This is a genomic window from Candidatus Brocadia sinica JPN1, assembly GCF_000949635.1.
Classification (GTDB): Bacteria; Planctomycetota; Brocadiia; order Brocadiales; family Brocadiaceae; genus Brocadia; species Brocadia sinica.
This window is the reverse complement of record NZ_BAFN01000001.1, coordinates 3,774,051-3,786,115: the sequence shown is the minus strand read 5'-3', so window position 1 is coordinate 3,786,115 and position 12,065 is coordinate 3,774,051. Positions and strand designations below refer to the sequence as shown.

11 protein-coding genes are annotated in these 12,065 nt (G+C 40.2%); 10 read left to right on the top strand and 1 reads right to left on the bottom strand.

Annotated features, from left to right (window positions below; translation table 11 throughout):
- Window positions 1-110: 110 nt before the first annotated feature.
- Window positions 111-1,355, bottom strand: a complete 1,245-nt coding sequence (gene purF, locus BROSI_RS17340) for an amidophosphoribosyltransferase (RefSeq protein ID WP_200891783.1) — start codon at window positions 1,353-1,355, stop codon at window positions 111-113.
- A 392-nt stretch (window positions 1,356-1,747) separates the two neighbouring features.
- Here purF and thiE point away from each other — a divergent pair, with 392 nt between their 5' ends.
- From thiE to BROSI_RS17290, 10 genes are all read left to right on the top strand, one after another.
- A complete protein-coding gene (gene thiE, locus BROSI_RS17335; protein WP_082059410.1) occupies window positions 1,748-2,434 on the top strand; it encodes a thiamine phosphate synthase in 687 nt (228 codons plus the stop codon).
- A gap of 193 nt (window positions 2,435-2,627) precedes the next feature.
- Entirely contained in the window at window positions 2,628-3,185 is a 558-nt protein-coding gene (locus BROSI_RS17330) for a hypothetical protein (RefSeq protein ID WP_052565097.1), read from the top strand.
- 30 nt (window positions 3,186-3,215) lie between these two features.
- Window positions 3,216-3,839 (top strand): hypothetical protein, encoded by a 624-nt coding sequence (locus BROSI_RS17325; protein WP_052565095.1) that lies wholly within the window; start codon window positions 3,216-3,218, stop codon window positions 3,837-3,839.
- 364 nt (window positions 3,840-4,203) lie between these two features.
- Window positions 4,204-5,970: a flagellar hook-length control protein FliK gene (locus BROSI_RS17320; protein WP_052565092.1), complete on the top strand. Its 1,767-nt coding sequence runs from the start codon at window positions 4,204-4,206 to the stop codon at window positions 5,968-5,970.
- Window positions 5,971-5,981: 11 nt separating this feature from the next.
- Window positions 5,982-6,449 carry a flagellar hook assembly protein FlgD gene (locus BROSI_RS17315; protein WP_052565090.1) on the top strand — a complete coding sequence of 156 codons (468 nt, stop codon included), beginning with the start codon at window positions 5,982-5,984 and terminating at the stop codon, window positions 6,447-6,449.
- Between the two features lie 17 nt (window positions 6,450-6,466).
- Window positions 6,467-8,041: a flagellar hook protein FlgE gene (locus BROSI_RS17310; protein WP_052565088.1), complete on the top strand. Its 1,575-nt coding sequence runs from the start codon at window positions 6,467-6,469 to the stop codon at window positions 8,039-8,041.
- A 422-nt stretch (window positions 8,042-8,463) separates the two neighbouring features.
- A complete protein-coding gene (flgF, locus tag BROSI_RS19525; RefSeq protein ID WP_052565086.1) occupies window positions 8,464-9,192 on the top strand; it encodes a flagellar basal-body rod protein FlgF in 729 nt (242 codons plus the stop codon).
- Window positions 9,193-9,336: 144 nt separating this feature from the next.
- Window positions 9,337-10,116, top strand: coding sequence for a flagellar basal-body rod protein FlgG (gene flgG, locus BROSI_RS17300; RefSeq protein ID WP_052565084.1), 780 nt, complete (start codon window positions 9,337-9,339; stop codon window positions 10,114-10,116).
- A 109-nt stretch (window positions 10,117-10,225) separates the two neighbouring features.
- Window positions 10,226-11,197, top strand: a complete 972-nt coding sequence (gene flgA / locus BROSI_RS17295; protein WP_157842602.1) for a flagellar basal body P-ring formation chaperone FlgA — start codon at window positions 10,226-10,228, stop codon at window positions 11,195-11,197.
- A gap of 9 nt (window positions 11,198-11,206) precedes the next feature.
- Window positions 11,207-11,935, top strand: coding sequence for a flagellar basal body L-ring protein FlgH (locus tag BROSI_RS17290; RefSeq protein ID WP_052565080.1), 729 nt, complete (start codon window positions 11,207-11,209; stop codon window positions 11,933-11,935).
- Window positions 11,936-12,065: the final 130 nt, after the last annotated feature.

Below are 12,065 nucleotides of genomic sequence, written 5' to 3'. Positions count from 1 at the left end.
AATGGGGGTTGGATAGTGACTGGTAAAACAGGCGTTGCAGAAGTGTTGTCGAGGCTGCGTCGTACAACTCATCATCCCCTCAACACTAAGATAACTGAGACTCTCGACGTTTAAAAATTGTCGAATTTCTTCTGATGTGCGATTAGCCGCAATAAGTTCCCCTTTTTTTGGAAATCGATTCCGTAATAACAGGGATACCGATGCGGCGGGCAACTGATCCTGACATGGATCTCCTTTGCTCCAGCCTTCCGCAATAACCCAAACCGTGACTTTGACGTCGTCCCTCTTACAATGGAGTCATCGATAACAATAACCCGTTTCCCTTCCACCGTTTCTTTTAAGGCATTTAGTTTAAGCTCCACGATGCGGTGTCGCCGGTCCTGCTCAGGCAAAATAAAAGTCCGACCCACGTAATGGTTACGGATAAACCCCCTATCAAAGGGTATTCCTGAGGCATGAGAATATCCGATTGCTGCAGAATTCCCCCCTTCAGGAACAGAAATAACCACATCGGCATCGACAGGTGATTCCTCGGCGAGTTTGGCCCCCAATTTCTTGCGAAATAGGTGCACGCTTTCGCCATAGATTTTGCTGTCGGGTCTTGAAAAGTATACCAGTTCAAATACACAAAAGGCAGGTTTAATATATTTCTGGGAGCAATAATATTCGCTTCGAATCCCGTCTTTATCAATATAAACCGCCTCACCCGGATTGATATCCCGAATATATTCTGCCCCCACCTGGTCCATGGCACAGGTTTCGGAGGCCATTACATAGCCATCGTTCAACCTTCCCAACGCCAATGGTCTGAAACCATGGGGGTCACGCACCCCCACCATCTCGTCCGGAGTCAAAAACAATAATGAAAAGGACCCTCGTAATTGCTGCAGTAGGAGAGACAAATTTTTTTGCATCATGTGTAAAGGCTTTGCCATGAGATGCACAATGACTTCGGTGTCAGAGGTGGTATGGAATATCGAACCGTTGGCCTCAAATTCCTCGCGCAATCTTTTTGCATTGGTCAGCTGTCCGTTATGGGCAACGGCAACTTTCCCCTTATAATAATCTACCACTAAGGGTTGTGCATTACCTATATTGCTGGAACCAATGGTCGAATATCGCACATGTCCGATAGCAATTGGGTTTTTTAAAGATTTGAGCATCGGCGGCTTTATTACTTCACTAACAAGCCCCATTCCTTTATGACAGATGATGTCCTTCCCATCCGTTGAGGCAATTCCGGCGCTTTCTTCCCCCCGATGTTGCAAAGAATATAAACCATAATAAACCCTCTCTGCCGCATCTTCACACCCATAAATTCCAAACAACCCACAGTATTCTTTTACATCCGACATTTCTTTACTACCTATCTCTTTTCTGATACAAGTTTTTCACTCATTTTCATTCATTTTCATTCTCATGAAAGGAGGAGTTTTGGTTGTTACCCTGATGAGCTATTTCTAAAACTTGTATTTACTTTAATAAAAAATTAAAATAAAATATATAAATTCTTATCTTTAAAAAGGACTGGCTCAAAAATAACCTGTAGCACAGGGTTTCTCCTCAAAGGTTTATCGGTAATATTTCCATTTACGGGCAACCTGGATTGGACACGCGTTTTTGCGTCATATTGTTATCGCCCTTTTGTGAGCCGAGGGTTCGTTTCGGTTTGTCGAATAACATCTATTGGTAGGAAACACATAACAGTAAAAATTATATCAAACATTGAATGAGTGTCAATACATTTATGGTTGAGCCCACTGTCGACGGTAAAGATAATAAAACAAGGCTTTTTACAAAATTTTCAGGCGTAAGATTATACGTTATAATAAGTTCCAATCTTGCTAAAAAACCCGTGCTGGAAATACTGGAGGATGTTATTCAGGGTGGTGCAGATGCAGTACAATTACGGGAAAAGACGATGTCTGACAGTGAATTCCTTATCCTAGCCAGGGAATTTAAAAAAGTAACCCACCGGTCGAAAACTATTTTCATTGTAAATGACCGTGCTGAAATCGCTAAAAAAGTTGATGCAGACGGGTTGCATATCGGACAGTCCGACATGGATACTCACCGTGCACGCAAAATCATTGGCTCTGACAAAATTTTAGGCATCTCTACTCATACAATAGTTCAGGCTCGAAAAGCTCAACAAGAAGGCGCTGATTATATCGGCGTTGGCCCTATCTTTTCGACTACAACAAAGAGCTTTGAGCCTCCGGTAGGTCTCGATTATTTAAAACAGGTAAAAAGGGAGATTACTATCCCCTTTGTTGCTATAGGCGCCATCAACCTTGATAATATTGGTGAAATATTACATGCCGGAGGGTACTGCGTGGCAATCTGCTCTGCAATTATTTGCAATGACAATATTATTCAAACGACCAGATCTTTTAAAAACCTCCTCGCTATGCATACACAGCTTCAATTATAATCGTTTGAGTGGTATAATGTTTGCTTCATAAAATCTGATATAAAACAGCTTTGAATCAGTTCAAAACAAGCACAAGTAGATATTTTGCAAATACCTAAGCGAAAAAAACATTGCGATGTATTTTCATAAATCCAAAATGTGTCACCACATCACAAGTTGTAATTTTAAACATTCACTGGGGAAAGGGTGGGATATGGGAAAAATTGTGCCTTTGATTCCTTTCTTTGTATTTGTTTTGATGACGCTCGGTTGCGAATCTTTTATGAAAAAAGAAAGTAAAAAACCTTGTACAACTGATAGTTTTTCAGGAGAAATCGTATCACCGCCGAAAAGCAAGGGTTATTTAGCCAGCGGCGCAACGGTAAATATTGATACCGGTGAGGAAAATAAAAAGACCTCTTTGCTCGACCAATTTGAACAAACAAGGAAGGCCCTGTCGTTATCTCAGGAAAAGATTGCCACACTTGAAAGAGATCTGGAAAGCGAAAAGACAATAAAAACAGCATTTGAGACAGAACTAGAAGAACTGAAAAAACAATTAGAAGCCACCCAGCAACTTATTATAGAAAACGAAAAAATAGGTAAGCAACTAGAACAAAGTCAAGAACCCTATGAAAAAAAGATTAGGGAGTTAACCCTGGAATTAACAAAGGCACAAATTGAAGAAACAAAGGCAAAACAGGAACTCATTGGTCTGAAGATAGAACAATTGGTTGAAAAGAAGAAACAAAAACCACAAAATCCCCAATGAATCTCTTTTTGAAGGACATGGAGTTATCTGATGAAATTCACACTGAGTATCCTTATTCTATGCTTATTTGTAGTCGGGGGCTGTTCAAGTGCACCGAAATATCACTCTTCATGCCTTAATTATAACAAAACGGATGAATATAAAAAAATACCTATACGTCGCGTATTACTTTTACCATTCGAATACAATGTAGACCGCGAAGCTATCATAGATGAGGTAACGGAGGCGTTTGCAGTAGAATTACGAAAAATAGGGAGTTTTGAGGTCATTGTACCACCAGAAAACACTACTGCATTGATTGCTGAACATGGGATATGGGATAAAGGCAGTATTCATTTGTCCACCCTTTTGACCTTGAGGAAGAACTATGATGCAGATGCCATCGTATTTGGAAATATAACCCACTATCGTCCTTATGAACCTATGTTACTTGGTGTCAAAGTAGGTATGATCTCCACAGACACCGGAGACGTCGTCTGGAGCGCTGACGGCGTTTTTGACAGCAATGAAAACGAGGTTGCAGAACTTGTAAAGCACTACTTTGAGAGCACACATCAAAAAAACGCCCTATACGGCTGGAAACTTATTTTGCTTTCTATGAGGCGCTACTCTCAATTTGTAGCTAATCAGATAACAGAAACACTCCAACACTGACCCCACAACCCGCAATCGCCATTGAGAAACGAACAGAATAGGAATTTTAATGTTGTAGTGGCAAAGCGCGCCCTGCCCCTACTGCTATAAAAACCGCCAAAGGCTTAATTTATTTAGAACACGGAAAACATTACACATCACAAGGAAAAAAGTATTCGGAAATCATGCCTCCGGTAACTCAGCAAAACATTCTCTCAATAAATATTTCGCCTTTATTGACATTTATAACTAGCCAGTATATTGAAAGTTAGACAAATCTTCATCATCAATTTCATCTCTCCGTCATAATAAACAGGCATATGCGTTGCTCAATTACAAATCAAAATTATTGAACCATCACGATTCTCATGAAGAGGAAATCACTATGTTAGAAACAGCCATAGAACTATCCAGCCAAAATGATTTATTCGGGAATTTGTTTACCGGAATTCGCCCAATTACGAATAATTCCAGTTCTTATGTAGCGAACACAGATTCTGTTCAATCAGAAATCGGTGAAAAAGATGCTGAGAATCATCCTGAAAGTATTCCATTCCAGGAAATACTTGGTCAACAGATGATCAATCGCACTGACCGGGATGCAGTTAACCAACAAAAGACAAATCATCCCGTCACAGAATCGGGTACAAAGAAACTATTACAAGAGAATATTCATGAGATAAACTCATCTTTGTTCCATGAAACACTTGTAAATGGTAGCCCACAAAGAAACGCAAAAAATCCCGATATACACAGCCCTTTCGGAGGAGAAACTGATGATTCCTCCTCTGTAACAAAGAAAGGTGAAAAAGGATTTGAACTGAATCCCTCAGGGACACAAATATTAGACACTATCCTTTCTGCAGATATTCTGCCAGGGACATTTATTGAACACACAGAAACGGCTCTTCAAAATTTTAGTCAAAATCCGTCTTTGAAAGATGGCGCAGTCAAGTTTGATGTGAATGCAAATATTCACAATCCTTTCATCCCCGATATCAATCCTCAAAATTTCTCTCCATTCCCCTTTTTCGGAGGGAAACTGCAGGAAATTGATATGCAAAAAAACAATCCACTCATTAACCTAAATAGTTCGGGTTTTATGCTCAAAACAGAAATGCCCATTATGCAAAATCTAACTGACAGAAACACAAACCGGAACATCGAAGATGTTGGGTTAAATGCATCCATAAATCTTAAGAATTTACAAAAATTGGATCAATTCATCCCCGTTGTAATACAAGAGACAGAATTTGCAGACTCAGATAATGCATTTCATATCAAGAAATTACCTGCTGTATTTAAATCACTAGCTCAAAATGTTTCTCCAGAAAACAAGCTAAATACTCCCATGCCTGAAATAAACAGCCAAATCAATGGAACAAAAAAAAAGAGAGAAAATGGCCTTTCAACAATAATCAGTAAGATACCTTCTGACCATGACCTTCCAGGCACTCTTCAAGCAAATGAGGAATGGAACTTAAATGACAACTTTGCACAGAAACAAAGCGCTTCCTACCCTTTGACATTTGATACACCAATACAAAAAAATCATAGCAGGTATCGCTTTTCCCTGGATACGCAAACAACAACCGATGGCATACCGTCAAACGCATTAAACTTCTCACAAAATACAGCTTCCCTAGAAGGCCACAAAGATCATGTAAGTAACACCTTTCATGGAAATCCCACTGCAGCTGCAGAGCTTCCGTACAATATTATGGACCAACTCTTTCAAAAAATCAGCCTGATAAACCACGGCGATAGATCCGAAATCAAGTTGCACCTGACCCCGCCAGAACTGGGCAGTGTAAAAATCCACTTTACCGAAGAAAATGATGAAATCGAGGCAAAGATTTTTGTGGAGAATGCAGAAGTCAAGGCTGCCATAGAAAACAATGCTCATCGCCTTAAAGAATCAGTGGCAGCCAATGGCGTGGAAATCCATAAATTAGAAGTATACATACAAAATAACGATGCACACAAACAAAAATCTTCAGAAAATTCTGAATCAAACGACCCGCATTATCAGGTAAAGAGACAGGAAGACCAAAACGGAGGCCAATCCGATAATGAAAGAAATGTAAGCAATAACCTGAAAACAGAAGTCAGTATAAACACGTCTAATTTAATGGTTGACTACATTATTTAAGGAGGCAAAACATGGGCACATCAAGTACTTCAAGCCTGAGTTCAGAAATCAGTATGGATAATTTTCTGACGCTCTTTGTAACTCAATTGCAACATCAAAATCCATTAGACCCAACTGACAATTCTGAATTCATGTCTCAATTAGCACAATTCAGTGCATTGGAACAAGAACAACAGCAGACAGGATATCTTTCAAGTCTGACCAGTATCGATACGGCATCACTGCAGCTGGATCAAATCTCCATGGCCAGCACGTTTATTGGCAAAACTATCACATACAGCAGTGATAGTAAAGGGAACAGCAATGAAACACAAACGGGTGTCGTAGAAGGTGTAAAACTTGAAAAAGACGGAACGGTGTCTTTCATTGTTAATGGAGAATCTGTCTCCATCTCGAATCTCATAGAAGTCAGTGAGGCGTCAATAACAAAAACATCAACATTATCAAGCATTCAATCTAAATCACTTGATAAAAAATAACTGAAAGGAGCGACATTATGGGTCTCGGCGGTGCATTATATTCAGGCGTGTCAGGTATTCGTGCACATCAAAACATGTTGGACATCATAGGAAATAACCTGGCAAATATCAATACTTACGGATACAAATCCTCAAGGTTATTATTTTCTGACCTGCTAAGTCAAACTATAGCAATTGGAACTAACGGTAACCCGATGCAAGTAGGAAAGGGTGTAAAATTCGCCAGCATTACATCAAACTTCAGTCAGGGAACATTAGAAAGCACCAATAACGTATTTGACCTCGCCATACAGGGAGAGGGATTTTTTGTCGTTAACGGAGGCAGCAAGGATTTTTTTACAAGGGTAGGAGCATTTTCTACTGATGAAGACAATTATCTCGTTGATTCAAATACAGGCTATAAGGTATTAGATACAAACGGTAAAGAAATCTCCATACCTTATGATTCAACCGTTTCCGGTAAGGCTACATCAAAGGCATACATTACCGGCAATCTTGATGCATCGGCATTAAGCTCCACAGCCGAGGTATTGATAATGTCCAGCGCCCTTACCGAAAGTAGCACAGCGGCAACTACGGCAACCGAATTAAACGACCTGGACTCTAACACTACAGATTACATTGCCGGAGACACCATTCTCATTACGGGAACAAAATCGGATGGGACTGCCGTTTCTGCAACTTATACGTATGCGGCTAGTGATACGGTTCAGGAACTTATAGACGCAATAAATACGGCATTCTCTGGTGATGCAACCGCCAGTTTAGATTCATCGGGAAAGATCGTCCTCAAAGCAGATACTGCCGGAAGTGACGAATTATCGCTCACCCTTGCAGATGGCGGCTCCAATACCGGTGCAACAACATGGACGGATCACACCTTCGGTGGCTCCACGTATACAACTTCTGTGGATATTTTTGATTCTCAGGGGACCAGACATGCGATTACTCTCAGATTCACAAAACAAATGGACAACGAATGGGACCTTACCGCCTCCATGGATAGTGTAGATGGCACATTTGCAAGTAGTGATAATACGATAACGGGTATTACATTCAATGACGATGGTACATTCAGCACAAGCGGTGACACAACGCTCCAATTTAATTTCAATGGCATCAGTAGCACACAGTCTGTAATTTTCGATCTTGGCACATCAGGGGAAAACGATGGCCTTACACAAAATGGCGGCGAATCAAGCGCCGCTGTCACAAAACAGGATGGTTACGAGTATGGAACATTTGATTCCGTGTCCATCAATTCAGATGGTACCATAAAGTCATTGTATACCAATGGTAAAACACAAACTATTGCGACACTGAAGCTTGCCTTATTTAACAACCTCAACGGTTTGAACAAGATAGGAGACAACTTATATGAACAAACCTCAATATCCGGCGAGCCCATTTATGTTAACGCTAATTCAGGCCGTGCAGGTTCTATTTCAAGCGGTTATCTGGAAGGATCCAATGTGGACATGGCCACAGAATTGACCTCACTGATTACGGCGCAGAGGGGCTTTCAGCTTAACACAAAGGTCATCACCACTGCTGATGAAATACTGGCTGAGGTTGTCAACCTGAAGAGATAACAAAATATAATGTATTAGGTCTTCGACTACTTTCTCAATGTAGAGCGACGAGTCTCGTCGCTCTACAACCACAGCTTTGAAATTCCTCAAAATCTATCCTCTTATTCGTAGCTATTCATGTAAATTCGTAACTGAACCGCTACATCTTTAACATCATGATGTAAATTTTTTAAACACCCTTGTTTATGAATGGGAAAATTTATTCAATCCCCCAGGAAACATTTACTCAACCATTCTGGAAGATCCTTAAAGTATTCTATCGAAAAACCTTCTCTATGCCCGTCAAAATACGTTGTTGTAAAATATCTTACGACTAATGAAGTTGATAAAATTTTTTATTCATGGTTTTGGTATCAAGATTGCTTTTTGATGTACAAAGATTTTAAATTTTTTATGTGATAGAAAATACGGAGAAGATATCCATGATTGTAGGACTATATACAGGCGCGTCAAGTATGGTGAGTCAGGGAGACTATCAGGCAGTTATCGCACGGAATTTGTCTAATATCAACACCGCTGGGTATAAAAAAAATATCGCTGTCTTTCAGTCCTATATCTCTGATGCACAAACTAATGATCAAAATGCCAATCGTGGTATTGGAAGCAGTTTAGGTACCGTTGCCACAGACTTTTCACAGGGCACTTTGGAATATACCGGCAACGACCTTGATCTTTCTATAAAAGGAGGTGGATTTTTTACCGTCAACACGGAGGCTGGAATTCGTTACACAAGAAAAGGACAATTTATGTTATCACGTGACATGAAGATTATCACGCCTGAAGGATGGTATCTAATGGGCCACGGCGGCGAAATTCAAGTCCCTCAAAATGCAAAAAGCATTACCGTCAAAGAAAATGGAAGTATTTCTGCAGACGGCAAAGAAATCGGGAAGATTAGAGTTGTTACTGTTTCTGACCTAACTACTCTCAAACCCACAGGGTGTTGTGCCTATACATTATCTGATACCGCACAAGAACCGGAAGTCTCAACCGATTTTACAATAGCCCATCGTTACCTGGAACAATCAAACGTAAATGTGGTAGATGAGATGGTCAATATGATTGCTAATATGAGGGGCTATCAATCTGGTTATAAGGTCACCAACTCCATCGACGATACGCTAAAAAAACTCATTAAACTTGCAACCTAATGGTGGATGGGTAAATGGGTGAATAAGGACGTGAACTTATTTGGTGATATTGAAATATTGAGAAAAATGACATTAAACTTTATTAAATATTTGAAAAATAACCCATAACCCATGTACTCATATACCCGTTAAAAGGAGGTTGTTATGATAAGGGCGTTATATACTGCCGCCACAGGCATGAAGGCTCAACAGCTATTTTTAGATAATGTCTCAAATAATTTAGCAAACATAAACACTACGGGATTCAAAAGAAGTCAGGTCAATTTCCAGGACCTTCTCTATGAAAAGAAGTATATCGCTGGTTCTGAATCTGCACAAGGTTTTGAGATACCTTCAGGTATCCAGCTAGGCGGTGGCGTAAGACCCATTTCTACCTCCAAGGTATTTTCCCAGGGGAATCAACAGGCTACCAACCGATCCCTGGACCTTGCCATTGAAGGAAACGGTTTCTTTCAAATAAGCCGGCCGGACGGTACTATTGCATATACAAGGGATGGCGCATTTGAATTAAATAGCAAGGGCGAGATTGTCACTGCTGAGGGTTTGCCATTGACACCAAGTATTACCATCCAGGATGCCAAAGAAATTTCAATTGGAACGGATGGAACAGTATTTATAAAAGGCTCCGATAGCACCCTTCAGAATGTGGGACAAATTATGCTTGCAAATTTTCCTAACCCGGCAGGTTTAGACAGTCTCGGAAGGAATATGTACGCAGAAACAGTCGCATCAGGCGCCCCAATAGTCTCAGTGCCTGGTGAACAAGGAACAGGTGAAATCTACCAGGGAGCCCTTGAAAATTCCAATGTTGAAACGGTCACGGAGCTTGTTAATCTTATCACAGCCCAGCGTGCGTACGAGATCAATTCCAGGGCAATAAAAGCCAGTGATGAGATGTTGTCAACCATTAACAATATGGCATAACGCTGCAAAACCTCACTTCATCCCCTCTTTCTCCCCTTCTCCTCTAAGGAAGGCGATGAAGTGAGGTAAAAACTTGCAAAAGCATTTTCAGAGATGGCTGAGATTTCTTATGAAACTAAACTTTTTAATACCTTTACCCATAATAATCCTCTTCACCTTCCATACTGCAATTGGTGAAAGAATTACCATCGAAATCAAGGACAAGGTAATCTTGCCTGAAAAACAAATTACCCTGGGAGATATTGCATGCGTTTCATGCAATGATCCATCCCTTTCAGAAAGAGTCAGCGATATTCTCATCGGAAACACCCCCTGGCCTGGCAACGTCAGGAAAATTGAACGGGATACCATCAATGCACGTCTCATGGACGAAGGTATTAATCTGAGCGATATCACTTACGGCAGCACAACTTCTTCGTTGATCTCTGTTGAATCAATAACCATTTCGGGAGAATATATTCTAAAGAAAGCAAAGGAATATCTTCAGTCTAAATTATTCCAGCCTGAGCGTGAAATAATCATTGAATCTGACAGGCCTCCCAGGGATAAATTATTACCTGCAAATGAAGGGACTATCCGTTTGGCGGCATCACAAATTGATGCTACGAAAGATAGAGGTAACGTACAACTTATCGTTCATATATTTGTTAACGATAAACAATATCTGAAGATACCGGTATTCTTCAACATACGTGTATACGAAGATATTGTTACTTCCAACAGGAAAATAGACAGAAACGACATTCTCAGTATGGATACCCTTACGATTAAAAGGATGGAAACTACAAAGCTTGCAGGATTAACGTTTAACAATGCAGAAGATCTCATAGGAAAACGCGTCATACGTCCTATCTTACCAAATACACCAATTACCGCAGAAATTGTAGACAACCCCCCTGCCATAAAAAAGGGTGATTTTATCAAAATTTTTGTTCAAGCAGGAAATCTCCATGTTGTAACAAAAGGTATAGCAAAGGAGGACGGCTATTTGGGAAAAATCATCAGAATAAAGAACATTGATTCGAATAAGGAATTATACGGCAGGGTAGAGGATTCGGCCTCGGTTAAGGTCGTCTTTTAAGGAAGAACTATGAAAAGCAAAGCCACAACTCAGTACAGTCACAATCATATTATTTCCTCCGCGTCCCCTCTCTTGCGCGAAAAGATAAAAATGTTTGTCAAAAAAAATTTGTTCTTGCAACGGAAGACTATAGCATGCCTTTTTACAAGCCTGGCGCTGTTAATCGTAAGCACCAACCTTCAGGCTGAATCGATCTGGAAAAAACGAGTGACGCTAAACACAAATCTGTTCAATGACAACAGGGCCAGGGGGATAGGAGACATTGTAACGGTACAAATCAATGAATCGACAGAAATTACAGGAGTAGAAGATTCCAGTGCGGAAAATAAGAAAAGCCATAGTGTCAACGTAGATACTACAAATTTTTTTACAAAGCCATTAGGAGACACGAGCGGCTATTTACCAAATTTTTCAGCCGATACAAATCATAGTTTTAATGGTAAAGGGGCATATGAGAGCAACCGTAATATTAGTTTAGAGCTTACAGCTGTTGTTACGGAAATACTGGCCAATGGGAATTTGATTATTGAAGGAAATCGTGATGTCAATATTAATGGTGAAAAATATAACATCAAGGTATCCGGAATAGTAAGGCCTATTGATATCAGCATAGACAATGTGATTCAATCATCCTCAATCGCAAATGCCAATATAACACTTGAAGGCAAAGGATTTTTAACACGCGCCGGAAAACGAGGATGGTGGAATCGAATCTATGAAGCCATGTGGCCATTCTAATCATTACTTTAACCTTAGTAATAACCCCCTATGCCTGGCTGAACAAATTTCCGGCTCGTTCCTAAACAGAGTTTGGGAACAAGCAGTTGGAAGTCGTTGCCAAAGGCAACATAATTTAATGTCCTTTTTA